Here is a 24,038-nt window from a genome sequence, read left to right as displayed (position 1 = left end):
TCGCCCCAGCACTTTCCGAGCGAGGTTTACCGCCATGACGCAGCCCCACACCCCGGTCACCCTGGACGCGGACCTGACCGCCACGTACCTGCAGGATGCCCGCAGCGTCGTGGCGGGCCTGGAGGACGCCACCGTGGACCTCTGGGTGCCCGACGCCCGCCCGGCCGCCATGGAGCGGCTGTGGGTGCTCAGCCACCGCCTGCACGGCACCGCCGCCCTGTACAGCTACCCCCAGACCGCCGCCCTGGCCGCCCTGATGGAGCGCCTGATGGAAGGCCGTGCCGGACTGGGCGAAGGCTCGGTGCAGCCCCTGACCGAGATCATTGAGCGCATGATCACCTGCCTCAGCCGGGCCCTGGATCTGGTGGAAACCGGCCGGGGTGAAGGCGAGGTGGGACTGCACTTTGCCGAGCTTGCCGGCCCCGCGCAGGTCACCGAATTCCTGAAGACCCAGCCGTTTCGCCTGGAAGCCCGCTCCAGCCAGCAGGGCGCCAAGGAAGAAGCCTTTGCGGTCACCAACGCCGAGATCTGGGAAGACTTCGGGCCCGAAGCCTCGGACCTGATGACCCTGCTGCGCGCTGGCCTGCACGCCGAAGCGCCCGACCTCGCCGCGCTGTTCCGCGCCGCGCACACCCTGAAGGGCTCCAGCGCGATGGTGGGCCTCGCCCCGCTGGCCGATGTGGGCCACGCCATGGAAGACCTGCTGGGCGCCGCCCGTGAGGACGCCGTGACCCTGGAGCGTGCCCTGCGGCTGCTAGACGACGGCCTGAACCTCGCGGGCGCCGTGCTGGCCCACGCCGAGGGCCGCGCCGAGGACCCCGCCGAGCGGGTGCCGCTGTACCGCAGCATGGTCGCGGCGCTGCTGGCCGGCCAGGAAGTGACCCCCACCGCCCCCGCTGGCCCCGAGGCCGCCGCTCCCACGGCCGCCCCCGAGCGCCTGAGTGTGCGTGTGGACAGCGCCCGCCTGGACGGCATGCTAGACGACGTGGCTGGGCTGGTGGCCGCCCGCGCCCGTCTGAACGGCCTCTTCCTGCGCCAGGGGCAGGTGGCTGCCAGCCTGGACGCCGCCCACGAGCGGGTGCAGCGCACGGTGCGCGACTTTGAAGAGCGCTACCTGAACCCCCACCTGCAAATGGGGGCCCAGAATGCCGCGGCCCAGAACACTTCGTCTCAGACGGCCCGCGACGGTCAGCTGCAGGACCGCCTGAGCGACTTCGGGGCGCTGGAGCTGGACACCTACGACGACCTGAACATCCTGGCCCGCGCGGTGACCGAGTTGAGCGCCGACCTTGTGGAAGTGCGCGCCCAGACCGCCCAGACCATCAGCGCACTGGGCGATGAAGTAACCGCCCTGGAAAAGCTGACCCGCCAGCTGCGCGTGGAACTCAGCCGCGCCCGACTGGTGCCGCTGTCGCGCGTGACCGCCCCCCTGCACCGCTGGGCCTCGCGCCGCACCGACCTGACCTTGACCATTGAGGGTGAAGACAGCCTGCTGGACGCCCAGCATGCCGGCCCGCTGGGCGAGGCGCTGCTGCACCTGCTGACCAACGCGGCGGTGCACGGCGGCGAGGGCGAAGCCGCCCGCGTGGCCGCTGGCAAGCCGGCCCAGCTGAACATTCAGGTGAGCGCGGGTGTGACCGACGGCCAGCTGCACGTGACCGTGCGCGACGACGGCAAGGGCCTGAACTTTGACGCCCTGCGCGCCCGCGCCCTGCAGTCCGGCCACGCCAGTGCCGGGGAACTGGCGACCTACACCGACGAACAGACCGCCCAGCTGGTGTTCCTGCCAGGCCTGAGCACCGCGCAGCAGGTCACCCAGGAAGCTGGGCGCGGCGTGGGCATGGACGCCGTGCGCGACGCGATTGCCCGCATGGGTGGCCGCGTGAGCCTGACCAGCCGCCCTGGCCGGGGCACCGCCGTGCGCCTGACGGTGCCGGTGGCGCAGCAGATTACCGACGTGCTGGTGATGCGGGTGGGTAGCGTGCGCGTGGCGGTGCTGGCCACGCAGCTGCAGGGCATGAGCGCCCTGGACGGCGTGGCCCCGGAGGGCGCGCTGGACCTGAGCGCGGTGTGGGGCGAGGCCCCGGCCCGCCAGCGCTACGTGGCTCGTCTGTCCCTGCCCGGGGGCGATACCCTGAGCGTGATCGTGGACGAATTCCTGAGCCTGGAAGAAATCGTGCTGCGGCCAGCGGGCAACCTGCTGGGCGGCCTGGAGTACCTCAGCGGCATGACCACGCTGATGGACGTGAGTGGTCAGGCCTATCCGGTGGCGGTGCTGGACCCGGCGGGCCTGGGCCGCATGAAGGCCCGGCCCCAGCGGGCGCGTGCGGCCGTGGGCAGCGCTGCCCAGGCACATGTCCTGCTGGTGGACGACAGCCTGAGCGTGCGCCGCCACGTGGGGCGCACCCTGGAGCGCGCGGGCTTTACCGTGACCACTGCCCACGACGGCCAGGACGCCCTGGAACGCCTGCTGGCCGGCCTGAACGCTGACCTTGTGCTGAGTGACCTGGAAATGCCCCGAATGAACGGTTTTGAACTGCTGCGCGCCCTACGCGCCACCCCCGAACACGCCGCCACGCCCGTGGTCATGATGACCACCCGCGCGGGCGAGAAGCACCAGCAACTCGCCATGGAACTGGGGGCCAACGATTACCTCGCCAAACCCGCCGAGGAGCGGCTGCTGCTGCGCCGCCTCACGGCCCTGCTGCCGGGGCGCGCGGAGGTGCCGGCGTGACCCTTGGTCCGCAAGCGGGCTGCCTGGTGGTCTCGCCCCAGCTGTCGCGCGCCCTGTCACACGCTGCCCTGATTGAGGTGGCCGGCATGAGCGCCTCCACGGCGGCGGGGGGCCTGCACGCCCTGACCCAGATTGAGCGCGAGCGCCCGCCCCTGGTGGTCATTGACCCGGCGCTGGACGACCTGAGCCCGGCCGACCTGCACGAGATTCTGCGCGACGACCCGGCCAGTGCTGAGACGGTGGTGCTGATTCCCGGCGCCCAGCTGCCAGGCCGCTACGGTGGACCCTTTGACGTGGTGGTGCCGGCCGGCATGACTGCCCCCGAAGGGCTGGCGCGCGCCCTGGCCCGCATGCCGGGGCTCAGCGCGCCCACCTGGGACGACCCTGAAGCGGCGGCCCTGGACGGGCAGCTGAGCGACCTGGGCCTGACTGACGTGCTGCTGTGCGCGCAGGACCTGCAGCTCTCGGGGCTGCTGCTGGTGCACCTGGGCGCGCAGCCTGCGCACCTCGTGCTGCGCCGGGGCGAGATTATTGACGCCGAGTGCGGCGACCGCGCACCCACCCAGGCCGTGCCGTTTCTGCTCAGCGCCCGTGCGGAGGGCGACTTCCGCTTTCACCTTCTTTCTCCCGACGCCCTGGACGGTTACCCCCGGCAGATCACTCTGCCCACCGCCCGGCTTCTGATGGAAGCGGCGGTGCATGTCGACCATGCCCAAGCCGCCGACCCGCTTGCGTCCGCCCTGGAGGCCTCATGAACCCGTCTGATCTGACTGACCCCAACAACCCCACCACCGTGCTGGTGGTGGACGACAGCGTCAGTGTCCGTAAAGCCCTGGAGCGCATTCTGGCCCCACAGGGCTTCGCCGTGCGCATGGCCGACAGCGCCGAGAGCGCCCTGAACACCCTGGACCCCATGCCCGACATGATCCTGGCCGACATCCTGATGCCCGGTATGAGCGGCCTGGAACTCACGCGCATTCTGGGCGACCAGGGTGTGACGGTGCCCATCATGCTCATGAGCGGCATCGTGGACGAGGTGACCCAGCGCGACGCCCAGGCGGCGGGCGCCTGCGGCGTGCTGCGCAAGCCCTTTACCCCTGGCGAACTGCTGCCCGCTATTGAGCCCCACCTGCGCGCGGCGCTGGCCGCCCGGGTGCCAGCGGCCGAAGCGGCGCCGGCGGCCAGCAGCGCGCCTGCCCCCACCGCCCCCACCGAAACCGGCCCCCTGGCGGGGCTGGCGCAGGTGGCCGGGGTGCGGGGCGCGACCCTGTACGGCGAGAACGGCGCCGTGGCGGCCCAGACAGGCGCGGCCCTGCCCGAAGCCTTTGGGATGTACGCCCGCTTTCTGCTCACGGCCGCGAATGTGGGCAGTGCCCACGTGGGCCAGGGCGACCTGGGCCACCTGACCCTGAATTACGGCGGCGCCTCGGTGCTGCTGCTGCCGCACGGCGCGGGCCAGCTGGCCTGCGTGGTGTCGGGCCCCGAGGTGGCGGGCGCGGTGCTGGGCTGGCGGGCTTCGCAGCAGAACTAAGGGGCTATGGGCCATGAGCCATGGGCTTTGAGGAACACCTCCTCATGGCCCATGGCTCAAAGCTCATAGCCAAGAACCCACTTTTCCTGAGTGCGGTCATGTTAACCTGGGAGACGGAGGCCCGGCCCCTGCCCGCAAGCAGCGGTGCCCGGCGAGACACGAGCCATGGATTACTACGAACTGCTGGGCGTGGCGCGAAGCGCGAGCGCCGATGAGATCAAGTCCGCTTACCGCAAACTGGCCCTGAAATACCACCCGGACCGCAACAAGGAGGCCGGGGCGGCCGAGAAGTTCGCACAGATCAACGAGGCCTACGCGGTGCTCAGCGACGCCGAGAAGCGCGCGCACTACGACCGCTTTGGCAGCGCGCCGGGGGCCGGGATGCCCGGCGGCGATCCCTTTGGCGGCATGGGCGGGGCCGGCTTTGACCCCATGGACATCTTCGAGCAGCTGTTCGGCGGCGCGGTGGGTGGCCGGGGGCGCCGGGGTCCGGCCCGGGGTGACGACCTGGAAACCGAGGCCCACGTCACGCTGGCCCAGGCCCGCGCGGGCGAGGAGATCCAGGTCACGGTGGACCGCCTGACCGACTGCGAGCACTGCCACGGCAGCCGCACCGAGCCCGGCGGCAAGCCGCCTGTGTCCTGCACCACCTGCGGCGGCGTGGGTGCCGTGCGCGCGCAGGCCCGCACCATCTTCGGCGTGGTGGAAACCCAGCAGCCCTGCCCCACCTGCCGGGGCGAGGGTCAGACCATTCAGGACCCCTGCACGGTCTGTAAGGGCCGGGGCCGCACCCTGAAAGAAGAAACGGTCAGCGTGAAGCTGCCCCGGGGCATTGACGAGGGCTACCGCATCCGCGTGAGCGGCATGGGCAACGAGGGCCCCGGCGGCAACGGCGACCTGTACGTGCACATCGAAATGGAGCGCCACCCCGAGCTGCGCCGCGAGCAGGAGCACCTGATTCACACGGCCAAAATCGGCTTTGCCAAGGCGGCGCTGGGCGGGCAGATCACTGTGCCCACCCTGGATGGTCCGGTGCCAGTGGAGGTCAAGGCCGGCACCCAGCACGGCGAACTGCACCGGCTGCGCGGCCAGGGTATGCCCCGCCTGCAGGGTGCCGGCACCGGCGACCTGATCGTGGAATACGATGTGGTGGTCCCCAAACCCAGCCAGCTGAACCCTGAAGCGCGTGAAGCCCTGCTGGCCTACGCCCGCGCCGTGGGCGACGAGGTGAACGAGAAGCACGAGGGTTTTCTGGGCAAGGTGGGCAAGATCTTCCGGGGCGAGTAGGGTGGATCAGCCCCACAGGAGGCATATGAACCGTTGGCGGCTGTTCTGGTTGGCCCTCGTGGGGGGCAGTGCGCTGGTGGCGTGCGGCGGCCCCGAAGACCTGATTACCAAGGCCGAATATGGGCGCCTGCGCACGGGCCTGTCATTGGCCGAGGTGCGGCAGATTGTGGGCGCCCCCGGTGAGCAGCTGTCGGCAGCGGGCAATCAGGCGGTGTACCAGTGGAAGAACTCGGCGGCCAGCTACGCCAACGTTACTTTCACGGGAGACCGCGCCACCGCCATTACCAGCGCGGGCCTGAACGATCCAGCCAAGATCAAGACCAAGAAGAAAAAGAAACGCTGAGCCGGGTGGGCCGCACGACGGCCAGAGAGGTCACTCTCTGTCTCTGCACGCCTGGGCCAGGCTGCTGGAGTGGCGTCGTCTTCGCTTGGGCCGGCCTGTGGATGAGGCCGCCACCGCTGGACTCCCGCTTGGCCAAGCGTTGAGAAGCGTTGGCAGAAAGCAGCGCCTGGGGACATTTCCAGGCGCTGCTTTCTCTCTGGCTTCAGGCGCAGGTGCCGGTGCCCCGGTCGGTCCAGGTCTTGCCGTCTTCCGAGACGAAGTCCCAGCTGTACTGGCCGTCGCCCAGGGTCAACTTCAGGATGCCGTAGCCCTGGTTGTAGCGCACCACGCTGTTGCGCCTGGGGGTTGAGGTGCTGTACAGGCCGCCGCCCCCCGTGCCCACCAGAAATTCGCGGATGCCGGCCGTGGTGGCGTTGCCCAGGTGGTCCTGCAGGGCAAAGCGCTCGTAGTGGTGGTCGTGGCCGTTGAGCACAATTTCGGCCCGCGCCTGATACAGCGCCTTGTACAGGTCGCGCGTGGCCGTGTTGTTGCCGTGTTGCCCCGAGCTGAACAGCGGGTGGTGCCAGAAGGCCAGGGTGCAGCGCTTGGTGGACGCGCTCAGATCGGCGCGCAGCCACTGTTCCTGCGGTGAGCCGGCCGCGCATCCGCCGATGGCCGAGCAGTTGCTGTTCAGCGACACGATGTGCCACGCCCCGAAGTCGAAGCTGTAGTAGCCCTTACCCGCCGGGCCCGCGTTGGCGCCAAAGTACGCGTAGTAGGGGGCCGCGCCGCTGGTGTAATACTCGTGGTTGCCGGGCGCGGGGCGGGTGCTGGCTTTGAACGAGCCCCAGTGCGGGTCGTAGCAGTTGCGGAAATCGGTGGCGGTGCCGTTCGGGTACGCCAGATCGCCCAGGGCCGCCACCAGCGCCGTGGGGTTGGTGCCCAGAATGCGCCGCACCAGCGTGCCGGTTTTGGCGGCGCCGTCGTAGCCGCATTTGCCGATGTCTCCGGCAGCCAGCAGCGTGACGGGCGGCACGGCCTGCGCGTTCAGCTCGGGCGCCGTGGACAGCTCGGTGGTTTGGGGACTCAGGCCACAGGCCGTCAGGACGACGGCCGCACAGAGGATGAATTTTTTCACGATTGCCATCTCAAGCCAGCGATGTCAGCTGCCCGTGTTCCTGGGGTTCACTTCAGCGGAGCTGTCTAGATGGTTGACTGAAGAGCAGTCCTGTCTGGGTCGTGTCAGGTGGTGAGGGAGCATAAGCTCGCTGCCACAGGGGACGGTGGACCTGCCGCTCTCAACCACAGCCTCAACTGGCTTGCCGGCGTCACGCCCGGAGGAGTCCCTTGCTTGCGCCGGCGCCACTCGTTTGAATCGGGGGCAAAGATCGTCCAGAGGGGAAGAGGGCCCCTAACACTGTGGTCGCTGCTGTCCGAGCCCCCTACCTGGGCCTTTTACGGCGTGCCCTGAATCCCGAACTCGTCCTTCAGGGCCGCCAGCGCCGCGTGGTGCCCGGCCATACCGTGAATGCCGCCGCCGGGTGGGGTGGCACTGGAGCACAGGTAGACCCCTTTTACAGGTGTGCGGTAGGGCGTGGGGCTCAGCACCGGTCGGGCCAGTAGGCCCCACAGGTCGCCGCGCCCGCCGTTCACGTCCCCCCCCTGAAAGACCGGGCTGAAGGCCTGGAGCTTCGCCGCCGTGGTGCGGGTGCAGGCCAGCACGCGTTCACCGAAGCCAGGGGCAAAGCGTTCAAGTTGGGCTTCTACCACCGCCTGCGCGTCCCCGGCGCTCCCATTGGGAATATGGGTGTAGGCCCAGAAGGTGTGCTGCCCGGCGGGCGCGCGGCTGGGGTCAAACAACGTGTGCTGCGCCGTCAGCACATAGGGCCGCGCCGGAATGCGCCGGGCGACCACCGCCTCGGCCGCTGCGATGTCGGCGGCGGGGCCCCCCACATGTACGGTGGCGGCGCGCGCCACCTGAGGGTCTGCCCAGGGTACCGGCCCCGAAAGCGCGTAGTCGAACTTCTGAATGCCGGGGCCGTACCGGAAGCCTTCCAGGGCGGCGCGGTAGCGGGCGGGGGCCCGCTCGCCCAGCATGTCCAGCAGCACGCGGGGGCTGCTGTCCACCAGCGTCACCCGGGCCGGAGGCAGGTCGGCGGGGCCGCGCACGGTGACGCCCGTGAGCACCTCGCCGCCCAGGTGGCGCAGGTAGGCGGCTAGGGCGTCGGCCAGGGTCTGCGCGCCTCCGGCCGGAAAGGGCCAGCCCACCGCGTGCGCCAGCAGCCCCAGCACCAGCGTCATGGCGGCGGTGCCTGGGGTGCTCAGTGGCAGTGTGGTGTGCGCGGCCAAGCCCGCCCACAGTGCGCGGGCCTGTGGGGTGCGGAACTGCGTCTGGGCAATCCACGCCGCGCTGGGCAGGCCGCGCAGGCCAAAGCGCGCCAGCAGCAGCGGGTGGCGTGGCACCCGGGGCAGGGGCCGCAGGATGTCTTCCAGCAGCGCCTCGTGGTCGCGGACCAGCGGCGCAAACAGGCGCACCCAGGCCCGCCCGTCCGGGCCCAGGCGCTCGGCCGTGGCGTGCAGGTCGCGCTCCAGCAGCGCCGCACCTTCGGGCAGGGGGTGGGCCACCGGGGCGTCTGGGTGCACCCAGCGCAGCCCAAAGGCGTGCAGCGGCCACTGCTGGAAGGCCGGGCTGGCCACCGCCAGCGGGTGAATGGCCGAGCCGTAATCATGCACGAACCCCGGCAGGGTCAGCGCGCGGCTTTGCAGGCCGCCGCCCACCCGGTCATGCGTTTCGAGCACCTGCACGCGCAGGCCAGCGCGCGCCAGCGTAATGGCCGCCGACAGCCCATTGGGCCCGGCCCCCACGATCACGGCGTCCAGGGTCATGGGGCCCAGCCTACCGGGTCCGGGGGGCTGTCCCTGTTGGGCAGACATTCATGGGGCGCGCCTAGCCCCTGTTCCCGGCCCGGGCACGCCTGCGCGCCATGACACCCCTGTACTGGGGCAGGTATGCTGCTCAGCGGTCGGTTGACGGCCCTGCACCCGGGGCCCGCACCGAAACGCCCCTGTTTTTTCGCCCCTTGTCTCTGGAGGATCTGCCCTTGTCCGCCCCCCACCGCGCTCCGTCCACCCTGCTGCAAAGTCGCCGCTCGCCCCTGCTGGTCTTCGCCGGGCAGAGTAACCGCCCGCTGGCCCAGGCCATCTGCGACCACCTGGGGGTGCCGCTGGGCGAAAGCACCACCGAGAAGTTCAGTAACGACAACATCATCGTGCATTACGAGGAATCCCTGCGTGAAGGCGACGTGTTTATCGTGCAGAGCTTCTCCACGCCGGTCAGCGACTCGATCATGGAACTGATGCTGATGATCGACGCGGCCAAGAGCGCCAGCGCCGGGCGGGTCACGGCCGTCATTCCTTACTACTCGTATGCGCGCAGCGACAAGAAAGACAGCCCCCGGATCTCCATTGCCGGGCGCCTGATCGCCGATCTGCTGCAGGAGGCGGGCGCCGACCGCATTCTCACCATGACCCTGCACGCCCCGCAGGTGCACGGCTTTTTCAAGGTGCCGGTGGACCACCTCTCGGCCGATGTGGTGCTGGCGCAGCACTTCAAGAAGTCGGTGCCGGACGCCCACAACGGCGTGGTGCTGGCCCCCGACGCCGGCAGTATCAAGCGCGCTTCGCAGATTGCCCGGCGCCTGGATTCGGGCCTCGCCATGATTGACAAAGAGCGCCTGTCCGACACCGAAGTCCGGCCCCGCGCCCTGATCGGGGACGTGGAAGGCAAGACGGTGTTCATCGTGGACGACGAGATCAGCACGGCCGGCAGCCTCGTGGAAACCGTGAACATTGCCCGCAGCATGGGCGCCAAGGACGTGTACGTGGCGGTCACGCACGGGGTGTACACCGGCCCGGCCATTCAGCGCATTGCGGGCCTGAACGTGACCCAGGTGGCCAGCACGAACACGGTGCTGGTGCCGGACAGCAAGATCGAAGCGGCCAACGGTCGCCTCGCCGTGCTGGACGTGGCGCCCCTGTTCGCCAATGCAATTACCAACATTCACACCGGCGCCAGCGTAAGCACCCTGTTCAGCTAAGCGGCTAGGGATCGGGACGGACAGGGGAAACAGGCCTCCTGTCCGTTCCGTCTTTGGCGAAAGGTCGGCAGCCACCGCCGCGCTTTTCCCGTACGATCTGCCATATGGGCGGTCAGCTGTGGTGGTATGTCGAACCCTACGATGCGGATGTCGCGGCCGTGGTGCAGCAGTTGAAGGAGCGGGAGTTTGAGGCAGGCCGATATTCCCCCGTCATCATGTTCCCCGCCTTTCCGGTCACGGAGGATTCGCCGGCACCCGGAGCCGGGCACGCCAACATCGAAGAGGCGAGAGAAGCGGCAGACGCGGACGGCACCCGCACCATTCTGGATGTTCCGGGTCTGGCCGCCCACCCGGAGGACTGGGGCATGAAACAGCTCAGCCACGAAGAACTTGTGGCGCTGTTTGGCACTGCGCCGCCCACGCTGGAGCAGATTCAGGCCTGCGACGAACTGACAGACGCCCTGGGCTGGGGTGAGAGCCTGTACGTGGTGGTCCACGAGGCAGGGCACCCCACCCACCTGTCTTTCGTTGGCGACTCCTCCGCCTGAAGGAGGGCGCGCCGCCCTTCCGGTTGGGGTACAACTGACCCTATGACGGCACTGGGCTGGCTGTTGGGGGGCGGCGCCGCAGGGGCACTGGCCCTGGGCATGATGACGGTGCGGGGTCCGCTGGCACTGGCCCTCGCCGGTTTTGGCGGCGGCATGGTGCTGGTGACCGCCCTGATGGTGCTGACCGGGGACAGCTTCAGTCGCGGCTTCGGGCTGGTGTATCTGGCGGTGGGGCTGATGGGCGCGGCGGTGGCCGGCCTGCCCCGGGCGCTGGTGGTGGGCGGGGCCTCGCCCGGCCGGGAACTGGTGGCCCTGGGGATGGGGGCAGCGCTGGTGGGGATGCTGCTGCTGGCCGGGCTGGGTCTGGACCGCCTGCTGGGCGCGCTGCTCCCCGGCGACCTCAAGGCGCGTGCCTCGGCGGGGTTGCCGGCGGGGCTGCTGCTGGGCGCGGCGCTGGGGCTGGTGGCCGGGGCCTTCTGGCGCCGCTGACGCCAATCTTCAGATCTTTACTGCAAAGCCTAAAGGTCACTTCAACCGCGCCTGGTGCGGCAATTTCTACAATGGGCTCTGAAGCAGCCGGGTGGGCCGTGTGAGGCCCCCACGCTGAAGGAGACGCCTATGGACTGGAAAAATTTGCCCGGCAGTGGGGGCGGGATTGATGACCGACGCGGTGGGGGCCTGCCTGGGGGCGGGATCGCTGTGGGGGGCGTGGGCGGCCTGATCATTGCCCTGATTGCCATGTTCTTCGGGGTGGACCCTGGGGCCATTCTGGGCGGCGGTCAGCAGAGCGCGCCGCAGACCCAGTCTGGGAATGCACCCAGCGCCAACGACGAGGAGTACCAGTTCGTGGACCGCATTCTGGGCAGCACCAATCAGGTCTGGGGCCAGGTGTTCCAGGAAGCGGGCCGCACCTACACCAAGCCGCCGCTGGTGCTGTATACCCGTGGCACGAACAGCGGCTGCGGACAGGCCAGCAGCGCCGTGGGTCCCTTCTACTGCCCGGCTGACAACGGCATCTACCTGGACACCAGCTTCTTCGCCACCATGCAGCAGCGCCTGGGTGGCGGCGGCGACTTCGCCTACGCTTACGTGATCGCCCACGAGGTCGGCCACCACATCCAGAACGAACTGGGGATTGCCGATCAGGTCAACCGCCGCCAGCGCAGCGCCCGCACCGAAGCCGAGGCCAACAGCTACGGCGTGCGCCTGGAATTGCAGGCCGACTGCTTTGCCGGTGTGTGGGGCAACCGCACCCGCGAGCAGACCAACATCACCCAGGCCGACGTGCAGGAGGCCGTCCGCACCGCCGAAGCCATTGGTGACGACAACCTGCAGCGGCAGTCGCAGGGCCGCGTGGTGCCCGACGCCTTTACGCACGGCTCCAGCCAGCAGCGCGTGAAGTGGTTCATGACGGGCCTGCGGAGCGGCAACCCCAACGACTGCGACACCTTCAGCCTGCCCTACAACCAGCTGTAAGCGTCCGGGAACAGGGCCGGGCCAGGTCTCATGTACTGGCCCGGCTTTTGCGTTCTCCTGTGGGGCGATGTCGGGTTGGGAAGTCGCGGGGGTGCCAGTTACGGTCAAGCGCAGTCGGCGGCGGCGCACGGTGGCGCTGCAGGTCAAGCCCGGGGCGGTGACCCTCTACGCCCCGCTGCGGGTCAGCACCGCGCAGCTGCAGGCCATTCTGGAAGCCCGGCGTGACTGGGTGGCGGGGCATCTGGCCGGGTACGCCGCCCGCGCCCCGGAGCGCCCGGCGGCGCACCACGGCCAGCCCCTGCCTTTTCTGGGCGAGACGCTCACGCTGGTGCTGGACCCGGCCCGCCGCGCGGCGCAGCGGGTGGGCGACGAGCTGCACCTGCCCGAGCGTGACCCCCAGGCCGCCCTGGAACGCTGGACCCGCCGGGCCTGCGCCGAACCTTACCGGCTGTTGGTGGCCGAGTACGCGGCCGGGCTGGGCGCCGCCGGCCGCCTGGGCCGGGTGGCTGTCAGCAATACCCGCTCGCGCTGGGGCAGTTGCACGGCGGCCGGGGATATCCGCCTGCACTGGAAACTCAGCCGCGCGCCGCTGCCGGTGCTGCGCTACGTGGCCCTGCACGAAGCCGCGCACCTGCTGGAACTCAACCACTCGCCGCGCTACTGGGCCCACGTCACCCGCTTCATGCCCGACTGGCCCACGCACCGCGACTGGCTAAAAACAAACGGCCACACCCTCTGAAGGTAAGGGGGTGGCCGCCGTGGTCCCCAAGGGGCTGAGCCCTGGGGATCAGGTTTTACATTGCCGGCATCGGTTCTGGCAGGCCCGGCGTATCCGGGTTCATGGGCGGGTTGGGTTCGGGCATCCCCGGGGTGTCGGGGTTGGCGGGCGGGTCGCTGATGGGGCCAGTGCCGCCCTGGCCGGGCATCTGCTCGGGCACGGGGCCGGGGGTGTCGGTGGGTTCAGTGGCCGGGGCGGGCGGGCGGTCATAGGGACCAGTCATGGAGCACCTCCTGATGGGGCAGGTTGCGGCCGGGTCATGCTGCCGCGCCAGACAGGCAGGCGGGCGGACTCGGCGCTCTGGGCATCATCCTTTCATCGGCACACGCGCCGCCGGGAACAGGCAGTTCCCCAGGTCGGGCAGATCAAAGGGAAGTCCAGTCTGGGCAGCGGCCACAGCCCCGCAGGGATGAAACCCGTGAAGGCGCCTTCACGCCGCCCTGCGGTAGGGGTGGTGCGCGCCCAGGCACACTGGAGCATGCCGCGCCTGCTGCCTGCCCTGACCGCCGCCCTCCTGGCTTCCGCCGCGCTGGGCCCCGCCTCGGCCCAGGCCCCCCAGGTCGCCTTCCGGCCTTTTCTCAGTGGCCTGAATCAGGTCACGGCCATCACCCACGCTGGGGACGGTTCGGGGCGGCTGTTCATGGCGCAGCAGGACGGGCGCATCCGGGTGGTGCAGGGCGGCAAAGTCAGCGGGGAGCTGTTTCTGGACCTGCGCGCCCTGACTCGGGCGGGGGGCGAGCGCGGCCTGCTGGGGCTGGCCTTTGATCCGGCCTACAAGACCAACCGGCGCCTGTTCGTGCATTACACCGACCGTGGCGGCGATACCGTGCTGGCCCGCTACACCGCCACGGCCGACGGGCGCCGGGCCGACCCCGGCAGCGCCAAGACCCTGTTCACCGCCCAGCAGCCGTACCCCAACCACAACGGCGGCCAGCTGGCCTTTGGCCCGGACGGCTTTCTGTACCTGGGGCTGGGCGACGGCGGCTCGGGCGGCGATCCGCAGAACCACGGGCAGAATCTGGCCTCGCCCCTGGGCAAGATTCTGCGCTTTGATGTGCGCGGCGCCGACGCCAAACCAGCTCCGGGCAATCCCTTTCTGAACCGTCAGGGCGTCAATCCCAACATTTGGGCGTATGGCCTGCGCAACCCCTGGCGGTTTTCCTTTGACCGCCAGACGGGCGACCTGATCATTGCTGACGTGGGCCAGAACGCCTTTGAAGAAATCGACTGGCAGCCGCGCAGCAGCAAGGGCGGCGAAAACTACGGCTGGCGGGTGCGTGAGGGCCGGCAGTGCTTCGAGGAGGGTTGCCGGGCTGGCACCTACGTGGAGCCGGTGCTGGTCTACGGCCGTCAGGAAGGGCAGAGCGTGACCGGCGGCTACGTGTACCGGGGCAGCGCCATTCCCGCCCTGAAGGGGCAGTACGTCTTTGCCGACTTTGCCTCAGGGACCGTGTGGGCCGCACGCATGACTGGCCGCACCTGGACCAAGAGCGTCCTGGGCCGGGTGAGCGGCCCCAGCACCTTCGGCGAGGACGAGCGCGGCGAACTGTATGTGGCGGAGTACAGCAGCGGACGGATTCTGAAGCTGGCGCGCGGGGAATAGGGGAGGGTCAAGGGGTTGAGCCGTCGAGACGTCGAGGGGAGAGGAGGCAAGTTTGATCAGGTCTTGGTGTCAGACCGGGTGGCTGGACCAGCGTCCCTTCTCGACCCCCTTCCCTCCGCCACCTGGCCGATGCCATTCCCCGTTCCCTCTGCTCTCCTGCCCCCATGCAGCGCATCATCGTGATTGGCACTTCCGGCAGCGGCAAGACCACCCTGGCGCGGCACCTCGCGGCCCGGCTGGGGGTCCTGCACGGCGAGCAGGACGCCTGGAACCATCTTGCGGGCTGGCAGGAGGCGCCGCTGGCACAGTTCCGGGCCCAGGTGGCGGCGTTCACGGCCGCCCCGGCCTGGGTCATGGACGGCAACTACAGCCGGGCGCGCGATATCGGCTGGGCGCGGGCCGACACCATCGTGTGGCTGGACTACCCGGCCCCTGTGGTGTTTGGCCGGGTGCTGCGGCGCACGGTCTGGCGGGTACTTACCCAGGAAGAACTGTGGAATGGCAATCGCGAAACGCTGCGTGGCACCTTGAGTGCCGAGGGCCCGGTGCGCTGGGCCATGTACACCCACTGGCGGCGGCGGGGCGAAACCCTTGCGCTGGTCGCGGCGCATCCCCACCTGCAGCTGATCCGCCTGCGGACCCCAGCACAGACCGAGGGGTGGCTTAGGGCGCAGCGGCCTCTGCCGGGGGTCCTGGTTGCCACTCCGTCAGCAACGGGCGGTGGTCGCTGAAGCGCCAGGGCAGCACCCGGCTGCGGGCCGGACGCAGGTCCGGGCTGAGCACGTGATCAATGCGCACCTTCAGGGCTGGAAAGGTCCAGCCGGCGCCGCGCCCCGCATGGTCGTGGGCACCTGCGCCGTAGGCTGCCCGCAGCTGCCGCCACAGCCGGCCGCGCGGCGGCGTGTTCAGGTCGCCGCCCAGCAGCACCGGGCCCTGGGTCTGCGCCGCGAGCTCGGTGAGCATCCGTCCCTGCTCTTCGCGGGCGGCGCGGGTGCGGTGCAGCGAGGCCCAGTCGCCGGCCAGGGCGTCCACCACCTGCACGGTGCCCAGGTGGGCGTTCACCACTGTCAGCGGGCGGCCCTGCCAGCGCAGGCGCGTCACCAGCACCTCGCGGCGGTGGCGGGGCAGCGGTACCCGGCGCACATTCAGCAGGGGCAGGCGGGTCAGGGTGGTCACCTCGGCGGCGTGCACCACGCGGTAGCCGGGCAAGGCGGCGGCCAGCGCCTCCCGCGCCCCAGGGCGGCGAAAGTTGCTCTCCTGCAGCAGGATCACTTCGGCGTTCAGGGTCCGCAGCGCCTGTCCCAGTTGCGCCGAGCTCACCCGGTCACCGCGCAGCACGTTGTAGGTCACCACGCGCAGTTCGCCCTCCCGCTGCGGGGTCCAGTGCAGCAGCCCCGCGCCCCAGAGCGCCAGCAAGGTGCCTGCCAGCGCGGCGCGTCGCCCCCGGCGCCGCCACAGTGCGGCGCCCAGCACGAAGGGCGCCGGGAGCAGCCACAGCACCGGCGGCGCGTAGGCCAGCAGCAGGGTGGGCACCGTGCGCTCGCCCACCACGGCGCCCAGTAGCCAACCCACCGCCACCAGGGCCAGATACACCCATGCCAATTTCACCTGTGCACTCTGGCACGCGCTCAGGCGGCGCCGCGTCACACGAAAGAAAGCGGGGGACGTGTCTGTTCACACGTCCCCCGCAGGAATAACTGCTTACCGGTACTGCGCCGCCAGCTCGCGGGCCTCTTCGCGCGCGGCCAGTTGCTGGCGCTGCACCTGCGCCACTGCGTCGGCCAGGGCCTCTTTCAGTTCACTCAGGCCCAGGTTGCGCAGGGCGCTCACCGGAATGCCGCCGGTGCGCTCCACTTCGCGGGACAGGGCGTCTGGATCGGCGGCGTCGGCCTTGTTCAGCGCGATCACGGTGGGCATATCCCGGAAGCCCAGCTCTTCCAGAATGCGGTTCACGGCGTCCAGGCGGGTGTCCGCCCCAGGGCTGGCGGCGTCTACCACATGCAGCAGCACGTCGGCGTCGCCAATTTCTTCCAGGGTGGCGCGGAAAGCCCGGGTCAGGTCCTTGGGCAGGTCACGGATAAACCCCACCGTGTCGGTCAGCACCACCGGGCCAATGCCTTCCAGGAAGCCCTGGCGGCTGGTGGGCCGCAGGGTGGCGAACAGCTTGTTTTCGGCCAGCACGCGCCGGGGTTCCTCGGCGGCATGCGTAAAGGCGTTCAGGAGCGTGGACTTGCCCGCGTTGGTGTAGCCCACAATCGACACCACGGGCACATCGTTGCGGGCGCGCTGCTTGCGCCGTTCCTCGCGCCGCGCGGACACGCCTTCGAGTTGCTTTTCCAGAAAGCTCAGGCGGTCGTTGATGCGGCGGCGGTCCAGCTCCAGCTTCGTTTCCCCGGGCCCGCGCGTGCCGATGGCGCCGCCCGCCGCGCTGCCCCCACTGCCCCCGATGCGCGAGAGCTGCGCCCCGGCCCCCAGCAGGCGCGGCTTCATGTAGCGCAGCTGCGCCAGTTCCACCTGCAGCCGCGATTCCACACCCTGCGCGTGCAGCGCGAAGATATCCAGAATCAGCTGCGTGCGGTCAATGATCTTCAGGCCCGTGGCGGCCTCGATCTCGCGCGCCTGGGCCGGCCCCAGTTCCTGCCCGAAAATCAGCAGGTCGGCGTCCAGGTGGTAGGCCTTGCTGGTCAGTTCTTCCAGCTTGCCCGCGCCCACCAGTGTCCCTGCCTTCAGGTGGCGGCGGTACACCAGCTCGCGGTGCACCACTTCCGCCCCTGCCGTGCGGGCCAGCTCGGCCAGTTCGTCCAGACGCTCCTCGGCGTCAAATTCGCCCTGGTCAATCTGCACCAGAATGGCGCGCTCGTGGTCTTTTTTGGCCTCGCGAGTGCGGGCCGTACGCGCGATTTCCTCTTCCAGGGCGCTCACCTGTGCGCCCAGGTCGAATTCATCAATCTGGAACGCGGGCACGGGCGGCAGAATGCGCCAGTCCTCTTCCTCGCCCACGGTGCCGGGCGGGGTCAGGTGGGCGGTGTGCACCAGCCCGGGCTGGCCTTCCTGGCGCACCTCAATGGCACTCACAGCGTCCAGGCGCTTCAGGAACAGCGTGGAGAGGTCGCTCTTGCTGAGCGCCCCGCCGCGCGGGTGGGTGTGCAGCAGGTGAAAGCCCGCCAGCCGGTTTTCGCCCAGGCGCAGATCGGGGAACTCGGTGCCCTTGGCGTCGGCCACGCTGACGGAAATCACGCGGCCACGGCGGTCAATCAGTACGCCCACCTCTCGGCGAACGTCGTGCGACAGCTCGGCGAGGTTGCGCGCCAGTTCCGGCGAGCCAATGCGACCCGGCTCAATGCGGCGGCGGTACAGGTTGCCCAGGGCTTTCAGTTGTGCGGGACGCAGGCCAGACAGGTTGCCATGCACTTTATCTATGGTGGGTCACTTCCTTACAGGGAGGTCCGGCCAGGGCACAGCGCCCAGGGCCAGACAGAGAGGGTGACGGGGCGAGCAACAGCTCAAAAGCCCGGGAGGTCGCACCCGTGCCCGCGCCGGGCCGCCGCACGAAGGGGCGCGGCGCCGGGGTGGGCACAGGGTCCAGCATTAGCCCCATTTTACCGTGGGGGCCGCTGCAGAACGTGTGCGATTACAGGAAAATCTTGATCGTCAGGATCATCGTGGCTTCAGGGTAGGGGAGGGGGCCGGCAACCCGCATCCGCTGAGTGGCGTACCGTGAACCGAAGATGGCGGCCGACCTGTTACGCGACACCCTGCGGGAAGTCCTCTATGGCCCGGATGGCTTTTCGGGCCTGTTCAGCGCCCCCGGCGAGCTGGGGCTAATGCGGGCGGTGCACGTCCTGGATTTTGCGGCGGTGCAGGCTCAGCCCACCCTGGCCCGCCGGGTGCTGGCGCTGCGGCAGCACCTGGAATGGACGGCCGCCCATCTGGCCGACCCCTTTGCCCTGCTTCAGGACGAGGCCGACCCCCAGACCTGGGCCCCGGCCGACCCCGCCGCGTGGCGCGCCGAACTGGTGGCCCTGGCCCGAGCTGGGCAGGCCCTGTACGACGCCCTGTACCTGCCTTTGAAAGGCGAGGGACTCCGGGAAGCGCACGGCGCCGTGGTCCGTGCAGCGCGCGAGGCGGCGGTGCTGGCCGCGTGGGCTGCGCCGCATTGAAGCCTTGGCCGCCAGCCCCGGACCCACCCCAAATGCAGCGCCCCCAGGCCGGAACCTGGGGGCTGCGTTGGCGAAGAGGGTGGGATTCGAACCCACGGTAGCCTTGCGACTACTTCGGTTTTCGAGACCGACCCATTCAACCACTCTGGCACCTCTCCGCACGGGAAAGAACGGGCAGAGGGGAGTGTAGCATGCCCTCTTGGCCGCGCGCCACTCCCACGCGGGTACACACGTTCCTCAATCAAGCTCGCCATTGGTCAATTTCTCCGCTGCGGTCTGGTTGAAAGCTGACCTGAAGACGGACACATGCCCGCGCCCGGCCGTTCAGACTGCCTGTATGGCTGGAGGCGCTCTGCTCATCGTTACCGTGGTGATGGTTCTGGGTGTGCTCGGAGCGCTTGTGGCTGCCCTGATCGTGATCCTCACGCCACGGCGATTCTGGCCGCTGATGTGGCTGATCCTGTGTCCCGTGCTCGCGTTCTGGCCATTGGTATTGGCTTACTGGGACGGGAAATAACTCAGTTCAGAGGAGAGGGAGGGCACGCTGTCGTTGCGCCGATCAACGTGGGCTGGAGCGGCGTTCAGCCCGCGCTTGCACTTGTCAGGGGCGAAGGCGTATGCTTTCAAGGTTGAAAACTGCCCCGGTTCCGGGTTGCACCAGGGGGTTTTTCGGCCGGCCACCGCCGGCGCTGCCCTGCTATGGGCGCAGCGGCCCAGGCGCGGTGCGTGATCACCTCAAGCCGTTCACCTGCCAACCCAGCGCCGAGCCCGTCCGCGTGGCACGGCCATCCGCCCTCTCTACAAGCATCTGCTTATCCCAGCTAGGAGTGATTTCCCCTGCCTACCACCCAGCAACTGCTCCGTAAGGGTCGCAAGACGATCCAGAAGAAGAGCAAGGTTCCGGCCCTTAAGGGCAGCCCCTTCCGCCGTGGCGTGTGCACGGTCGTGAAGACCACCACCCCCAAGAAGCCGAACTCGGCGCTGCGTAAGATCGCCCGCGTTCGTCTGTCCAGCGCCTTCGAGGTCACCGCGTACATTCCCGGTGAAGGCCACAACCTGCAGGAGCACAGCGTGGTGCTCATTCGCGGCGGCCGTGTGAAGGACCTCCCCGGTGTGCGCTACCACATCGTGCGCGGCAGCCTGGACACCCAGGGCGTCAAAGACCGCAACAAGAGCCGTTCCAAGTACGGCACCAAGAAGCCCAAGGCCGGCGCTGCCGCTGCGGGCGCGAAGAAGAAGTAAGGCCGGGGGTCACCCCCCCTGCCCGCCTTCACCCTAAGGGGTGATGCCAATGAAGCACGTTATTCGCGCCTGAAGTGCGCGCCGCTCGCCCAGCTGGGTCTGGGCTGAGCCTCAAGGGAGTCAACCATGGCACGTCGCCGCCAAGCTGAAGTGCGCGTCATCCAGCCGGACCTGGTCTACCAGGACGTGCTGGTGAGCGCGATGATCAACCGCATCATGCGCGATGGTAAGAAGAACCTCGCCAGCCGCATTTTCTACGGAGCCATGAAGCTCGTTCAGGAGCGCACCGGTCAGGAGTCCCTGAAGATCTTCAAGCAGGCCTACGACAACGTCAAACCCCGCGTGGAAGTGCGCAGCCGCCGCGTGGGCGGCAGCACCTACCAGGTGCCCGTGGAGCCCACCGAGCGCCGCAAGCAGAGCCTGACCCTGCGCTGGATGATCAGCGCCGTGGACGGCCGTCCCGAGCGCACCGCCGTGGAGCGCCTGGCCGGCGAGATCATGGACGCCGCGCAGGGCCGTGGCGGCGCCATCAAGAAGAAAGACGACGTGGAGCGCATGGCCGAAGCCAACCGCGCCTACGCCCACTACCGCTGGTAATTCTAGAACGCTGGGGCCCCGCGCCCCAGGGTCCGGGCGGAGCGAGCAGGAACCGAAGTGTCTCTCGCGCAGGGCCGCGCCAGCTTGCGGCCTGAAGGCCTTGAACGCAAGGTGCCGTGGGAGACACGGGAAAGCTCAGAACGGAAGAAGAATTGTCGGACGGTAGGCGCCCCCTGCCGTCCATCTCGCGTGAAGGGAAACCGCGCCGACCTTACGGTGGCGTGACACGTCACCCCACACAATCAGGGAGTCTTATGACCACCAAAGCCCAGAGCTACCTCACCCACTTCCGCAATATCGGGATTGCCGCGCACATTGACGCCGGTAAGACCACCACTACTGAGCGCATCCTGTACTACACCGGCCGTACCCACAACATCGGTGAAGTGCACGACGGCGCCGCCACCATGGACTGGATGGAGCAGGAGCGCGAGCGCGGCATCACCATCACCGCCGCCGCCACCACCGCCAAGTGGACCCGCAGCGGCACCGAGCAGGAATACGTCGTCAACATCATCGATACCCCCGGTCACGTGGACTTCACCATCGAAGTGGAGCGCTCCATGCGCGTGCTCGACGGCGCCGTGGCGGTGTTCGACTCCAGCCAGGGCGTGGAGCCTCAGTCGGAAACCGTGTGGCGTCAGGCCGACCGCTACGGTGTGCCCCGCATCGCCTTTTCCAACAAGATGGACAAGACCGGCGCCAGCTTCGAACTGGTGCTGAACGACATCCGCGAGCGCCTCGGCGCCATCCCGGCCCCCGTGCAGTACCCCATGGGCCAGGAGAGCGACTTCAAAGGCATCATCGACATCGTGCGCCAGCGCGCCTACACCTACACCAATGACCTGGGCACCGAGATCCAGGAGCACGACGTGCCCGCCGAGTACGCGGACAAGGTGACGGAAATGCGCGCGGCTCTGATCGAAGCCGCCGCCGAAGTGGACGAAGACCTGATGATGATGTACCTCGAAGGCGAGGAGCCCAGCGTGGAGCAGCTGGTCGCCGCGCTGCGTAAGGGCACCATCGAGAAGAAGATCTTCCCCGTGCTGTGCGGTAGCGCCCTGAAGAACAAGGGCGTGCAGCTGCTGCTCGACGCCGTGGTGGACTACCTGCCCAGCCCCCTGGAAGTGCCCGCCATCAAGGGCAAGATCGAGGACAGCGAGGACACCACCGAGTTCCCCGCCGACCCCGAAGGCAAGCTGGCCGCACTGGCGTTCAAGATCATGGCTGACCCCTACGTGGGCCGCCTGACCTTCGTGCGCATCTACTCGGGCACCCTGCAGTCCGGCAGCTACGTGTACAATGCCTCCAAGGACAAGCGCGAGCGCGTGGGCCGTCTGCTGAAGATGCACGCCAACAGCCGCGAGGAAGTCACTGAGCTGAAGGCCGGCGAACTGGGCGCCGTGATCGGCCTCAAAGACGCGGGCACCGGCAACACCCTGATCGGCGACGGCGACAACAAGGTGCTGCTCGAAAGCATCGACGTGCCCGAGCCGGTGATCAAGCTGGCCATTGAGCCCAAGACCAAGGCCGACCAGGAAAAGATGGGCGTGGGTCTGCAGAAGCTGGCCGAAGAAGACCCCACCTTCAAGGTGGAAACCGACCAGGAGTCCGGTCAGACCACGATTGCCGGCATGGGCGAGCTGCACCTGGAAATCCTGGTGGACCGCCTGAAGCGCGAGTACAAGGTGGAAGCCAATGTGGGCGCGCCCCAGGTGGCCTTCCGTGAAACCATCACCCGCGCCGTGGACGTCGAAGGCAAGTTCGTGCGTCAGTCCGGTGGTCGCGGTCAGTTCGGCCACGTCAAGATCAAGGCCGAGCCCCTGGAACCCGGCGCCGGCTTCGTGTTCGAGAACGCCATCGTGGGCGGCACTGTGCCCCGTGAATACGTCGGTCCCGCCCAGAAGGGCATCGAAGAAGCCATGCAGAGCGGCCCCATGCTGGGCTTCCCCGTGGTGGACATGAAGGTCACCATTTACGACGGCAGCTACCACGAAGTGGACTCCTCGGAAATGGCGTTCAAGATCGCCGGCAGCATGGCGCTGAAGGAAGCCGTGCAAAAGGGCGCCCCCGCCCTGCTGGAGCCCATCATGCGCGTCGAGGTGACCGTGCCCGAGGACTACATGGGCGACATCATCGGTGACCTGAACAGCCGCCGTGGCCAGATTCAGGGCATGGAAGCCCGTGGCAACGCCCAGATCGTGAAGGCCTTCGTGCCCCTGAGCGAAATGTTCGGTTACGCCACGGACATGCGCTCCATGACCCAGGGCCGCGCCAGCTACTCCATGTTCTTCGATCACTACAGCCAGGTGCCGAACAACATCGCCCAGCAGCTGATGAAGAAGTAAGAGCCGCAAGGCTGACAAAGAGCGCCTCCTCCGGGGGGCGCTTTTTTATGTGCCGCTGGCGGAGGCCTGGAGCCGCGCCAGAGCCCCAACTCATCGGTGACCCAGCCCAACGCCATCCCCGCGCTACTCTGCAGGCATGACCATGCCGCCCGCCCCTGCGCCCGGCCTGCCCCCCAAACGGCTGGCCTTCTTGACTGTGCCCCTGCTGGTGCTGTTGATTTACAGCGCCATCACCCTGCTGACCCTGCCGTTTTCCGGACCAGTGCTGCAGGAGCTGATTCCACAACTCGAAACCCAGATAGGCACCCCGGCGGGCACCCTGCCCACCTCTCTTATTCCCACCATTCTGTGGCTGTCCTTTGCCTTAACGGTGTTCCAGATTCTGTGGCTGTATTTCACCCGGCGCGCGGTGATGGAAGGCCGCGCCTGGGGCCGGGTGTCCAGCATCGTGGTGGGCGTGCTGAGCCTGCTGATGTTTCCACTGGGGACGCTGCTGGGCATTGTGGTGCTGATCGGCGCCTTTGACCGCGACGTGGTGGCGTACACCAAGCGCTGAAGCCAGAGGGGGCGGGGCCGTCACGCAGGATGTGACGGCCCCGCCCCCTTGCTCCCATGCGCCAAATCATGTACCCTGCTTCTTCGGTGCGCCGTGAGGCCCCGAGAGGTCTTGAGATCGGCTTAACCCACCGAAGGCTTCAGACCCCCCGGACAACAGCGCAGCGTGCCAGCTTGGTGGGACACCGCCCTGGCGAGATTCAACCCAATGTGGGCGTCACGCGCCACCAGAACCCTGCGGTATGCGCGGGGGGAGCCCGATCAAAGGGCGGTTTTGCGTGGGTCCACCGCTTGGAGGGAGTAAAGAACATGGCAAAAGGAACGTTTGAACGGACGAAGCCGCACGTGAACGTCGGGACGATTGGGCACGTGGACCACGGGAAGACCACCCTGACGGCCGCGATCACCTTCACGGCCGCCGCAATGGACCCCACTGTCGAGAAGCTGGCCTACGACCAGATCGACAAGGCCCCCGAAGAAAAGGCCCGTGGCATCACCATCAACACCGCGCACGTGGAGTACAACACCCCCACGCGCCACTACAGCCACGTGGACTGCCCCGGTCACGCCGACTACGTCAAGAACATGATCACCGGTGCCGCCCAGATGGACGGCGCGATCCTGGTGGTCAGCAGCGCTGACGGCCCCATGCCCCAGACCCGCGAGCACATCCTGCTGGCCCGTCAGGTGGGCGTGCCCTACATCGTCGTGTTCATGAACAAGGTCGACATGGTCGACGACGAAGAACTGCTCGAGCTCG

24 protein-coding genes and 1 tRNA gene are annotated in these 24,038 nt (G+C 68.5%); 19 read left to right on the top strand and 6 right to left on the bottom strand.

The genetic code is table 11. The features are described 5' to 3' along the window. The first annotated feature begins 34 nt into the window (after positions 1 to 34). From KMW22_RS14605 to KMW22_RS14585, 5 genes are all read left to right on the top strand, one after another. On the top strand, positions 35 to 2,734 hold the full coding sequence (locus KMW22_RS14605) for a hybrid sensor histidine kinase/response regulator (protein ID WP_221090788.1): 2,700 nt from the start codon (positions 35 to 37) through the stop codon (positions 2,732 to 2,734). Then, a complete protein-coding gene (locus KMW22_RS19675; RefSeq protein WP_221090787.1) occupies positions 2,731 to 3,489 on the top strand; it encodes a DUF4388 domain-containing protein in 759 nt (252 codons plus the stop codon). Before KMW22_RS14605 ends, KMW22_RS19675 begins: the two co-directional genes overlap by 4 nt. Continuing rightward, a complete protein-coding gene (locus tag KMW22_RS14595; RefSeq protein ID WP_221090786.1) occupies positions 3,486 to 4,265 on the top strand; it encodes a response regulator transcription factor in 780 nt (259 codons plus the stop codon). The genes KMW22_RS19675 and KMW22_RS14595 overlap by 4 nt, the downstream gene beginning before the upstream one ends. A 165-nt stretch (positions 4,266 to 4,430) precedes the next feature. Then, the gene (dnaJ, locus tag KMW22_RS14590; RefSeq protein WP_221090785.1) at positions 4,431 to 5,552 is read left to right on the top strand and encodes a molecular chaperone DnaJ; all 1,122 of its coding nucleotides are present in this window, start codon (positions 4,431 to 4,433) and stop codon (positions 5,550 to 5,552) included. 25 nt (positions 5,553 to 5,577) lie between these two features. Continuing rightward, positions 5,578 to 5,895: a hypothetical protein gene (locus KMW22_RS14585; RefSeq protein ID WP_221090784.1), complete on the top strand. Its 318-nt coding sequence runs from the start codon at positions 5,578 to 5,580 to the stop codon at positions 5,893 to 5,895. A 202-nt stretch (positions 5,896 to 6,097) separates the two neighbouring features. Here KMW22_RS14585 and KMW22_RS14580 read toward each other — a convergent pair whose 3' ends face one another. Both KMW22_RS14580 and KMW22_RS14575 read right to left on the bottom strand, forming a co-directional pair. Beyond that, the gene (locus KMW22_RS14580) at positions 6,098 to 7,012 is read right to left on the bottom strand and encodes a metallophosphoesterase family protein (protein ID WP_328774716.1); all 915 of its coding nucleotides are present in this window, start codon (positions 7,010 to 7,012) and stop codon (positions 6,098 to 6,100) included. Between the two features lie 317 nt (positions 7,013 to 7,329). Continuing rightward, positions 7,330 to 8,760 (bottom strand): phytoene desaturase family protein, encoded by a 1,431-nt coding sequence (locus KMW22_RS14575; RefSeq protein WP_221090782.1) that lies wholly within the window; start codon positions 8,758 to 8,760, stop codon positions 7,330 to 7,332. Positions 8,761 to 8,975: 215 nt separating this feature from the next. On the opposite strand from KMW22_RS14575, the gene KMW22_RS14570 reads away from it, so the two are divergent. The 5 genes from KMW22_RS14570 to KMW22_RS14550 all read left to right on the top strand — a co-directional run bounded on the left by KMW22_RS14570 (position 8,976) and on the right by KMW22_RS14550 (position 12,734). After that, positions 8,976 to 9,971 (top strand): ribose-phosphate diphosphokinase, encoded by a 996-nt coding sequence (locus KMW22_RS14570; protein ID WP_221090781.1) that lies wholly within the window; start codon positions 8,976 to 8,978, stop codon positions 9,969 to 9,971. 104 nt (positions 9,972 to 10,075) lie between these two features. Further along, positions 10,076 to 10,519, top strand: a complete 444-nt coding sequence (locus tag KMW22_RS14565; protein WP_221090780.1) for a hypothetical protein — start codon at positions 10,076 to 10,078, stop codon at positions 10,517 to 10,519. Between the two features lie 42 nt (positions 10,520 to 10,561). Beyond that, the gene (locus KMW22_RS14560) at positions 10,562 to 11,008 is read left to right on the top strand and encodes a hypothetical protein (RefSeq protein ID WP_221090779.1); all 447 of its coding nucleotides are present in this window, start codon (positions 10,562 to 10,564) and stop codon (positions 11,006 to 11,008) included. Positions 11,009 to 11,137: 129 nt separating this feature from the next. After that, a complete protein-coding gene (ypfJ, locus tag KMW22_RS14555; RefSeq protein ID WP_221090778.1) occupies positions 11,138 to 11,995 on the top strand; it encodes a KPN_02809 family neutral zinc metallopeptidase in 858 nt (285 codons plus the stop codon). A 67-nt stretch (positions 11,996 to 12,062) separates the two neighbouring features. Continuing rightward, positions 12,063 to 12,734: a M48 family metallopeptidase gene (locus KMW22_RS14550; protein ID WP_221090777.1), complete on the top strand. Its 672-nt coding sequence runs from the start codon at positions 12,063 to 12,065 to the stop codon at positions 12,732 to 12,734. 55 nt (positions 12,735 to 12,789) lie between these two features. Here KMW22_RS14550 and KMW22_RS14545 read toward each other — a convergent pair whose 3' ends face one another. Continuing rightward, the gene (locus KMW22_RS14545; RefSeq protein ID WP_221090776.1) at positions 12,790 to 12,996 is read right to left on the bottom strand and encodes a hypothetical protein; all 207 of its coding nucleotides are present in this window, start codon (positions 12,994 to 12,996) and stop codon (positions 12,790 to 12,792) included. A 255-nt stretch (positions 12,997 to 13,251) separates the two neighbouring features. On the opposite strand from KMW22_RS14545, the gene KMW22_RS14540 reads away from it, so the two are divergent. Both KMW22_RS14540 and KMW22_RS14535 read left to right on the top strand, forming a co-directional pair. Continuing rightward, positions 13,252 to 14,376, top strand: a complete 1,125-nt coding sequence (locus KMW22_RS14540; RefSeq protein ID WP_221090775.1) for a PQQ-dependent sugar dehydrogenase — start codon at positions 13,252 to 13,254, stop codon at positions 14,374 to 14,376. Positions 14,377 to 14,540: 164 nt separating this feature from the next. Then, positions 14,541 to 15,107 (top strand): P-loop NTPase family protein, encoded by a 567-nt coding sequence (locus KMW22_RS14535; RefSeq protein WP_221090774.1) that lies wholly within the window; start codon positions 14,541 to 14,543, stop codon positions 15,105 to 15,107. Here KMW22_RS14535 and KMW22_RS14530 read toward each other — a convergent pair. Together KMW22_RS14530 and hflX are read right to left on the bottom strand one after the other, a co-directional pair. Then, positions 15,040 to 15,984, bottom strand: a complete 945-nt coding sequence (locus KMW22_RS14530; protein ID WP_328774715.1) for an endonuclease/exonuclease/phosphatase family protein — start codon at positions 15,982 to 15,984, stop codon at positions 15,040 to 15,042. The two genes, KMW22_RS14535 and KMW22_RS14530, sit on opposite strands and share 68 nt — an antisense overlap. Positions 15,985 to 16,077: 93 nt before the next feature. Next, positions 16,078 to 17,787 (bottom strand): GTPase HflX, encoded by a 1,710-nt coding sequence (gene hflX, locus KMW22_RS14525; protein WP_221090773.1) that lies wholly within the window; start codon positions 17,785 to 17,787, stop codon positions 16,078 to 16,080. A 317-nt stretch (positions 17,788 to 18,104) separates the two neighbouring features. Between hflX and KMW22_RS14520 the strand changes: the two genes are divergently transcribed. After that, positions 18,105 to 18,536: a hypothetical protein gene (locus KMW22_RS14520; RefSeq protein WP_221090772.1), complete on the top strand. Its 432-nt coding sequence runs from the start codon at positions 18,105 to 18,107 to the stop codon at positions 18,534 to 18,536. A gap of 68 nt (positions 18,537 to 18,604) precedes the next feature. Here the strand turns inward: KMW22_RS14520 and KMW22_RS14515 are convergent. Further along, positions 18,605 to 18,694, bottom strand: a tRNA-Ser gene (locus tag KMW22_RS14515). Positions 18,695 to 18,873: 179 nt separating this feature from the next. On the opposite strand from KMW22_RS14515, the gene KMW22_RS14510 reads away from it, so the two are divergent. The 6 genes from KMW22_RS14510 to KMW22_RS14485 all read left to right on the top strand — a co-directional run. Next, positions 18,874 to 19,053, top strand: a complete 180-nt coding sequence (locus KMW22_RS14510; protein WP_221090771.1) for a hypothetical protein — start codon at positions 18,874 to 18,876, stop codon at positions 19,051 to 19,053. A gap of 320 nt (positions 19,054 to 19,373) precedes the next feature. Further along, complete coding sequence (rpsL, locus tag KMW22_RS14505; protein ID WP_055363465.1) at positions 19,374 to 19,778, top strand: 30S ribosomal protein S12; 405 nt, start codon at positions 19,374 to 19,376, stop codon at positions 19,776 to 19,778. A gap of 126 nt (positions 19,779 to 19,904) precedes the next feature. Further along, complete coding sequence (rpsG, locus tag KMW22_RS14500) at positions 19,905 to 20,375, top strand: 30S ribosomal protein S7 (RefSeq protein ID WP_221090770.1); 471 nt, start codon at positions 19,905 to 19,907, stop codon at positions 20,373 to 20,375. 254 nt (positions 20,376 to 20,629) lie between these two features. Beyond that, positions 20,630 to 22,723 carry an elongation factor G gene (fusA, locus tag KMW22_RS14495; RefSeq protein WP_221090769.1) on the top strand — a complete coding sequence of 698 codons (2,094 nt, stop codon included), beginning with the start codon at positions 20,630 to 20,632 and terminating at the stop codon, positions 22,721 to 22,723. A gap of 136 nt (positions 22,724 to 22,859) precedes the next feature. Beyond that, positions 22,860 to 23,279 (top strand): hypothetical protein, encoded by a 420-nt coding sequence (locus KMW22_RS14490; RefSeq protein WP_221090768.1) that lies wholly within the window; start codon positions 22,860 to 22,862, stop codon positions 23,277 to 23,279. Between the two features lie 308 nt (positions 23,280 to 23,587). After that, on the top strand, positions 23,588 to 24,038 hold a 451-nt coding region (locus tag KMW22_RS14485), incomplete at its 3' end, for a GTP-binding protein (RefSeq protein WP_221087978.1).

The organism is Deinococcus aquaedulcis, assembly GCF_019693445.1.
GTDB lineage: Bacteria > Deinococcota > Deinococci > Deinococcales > Deinococcaceae > Deinococcus > Deinococcus aquaedulcis.
Note: the sequence above shows the minus strand (reverse complement) of the source record. Positions and strands in the feature narration are given on the sequence as shown.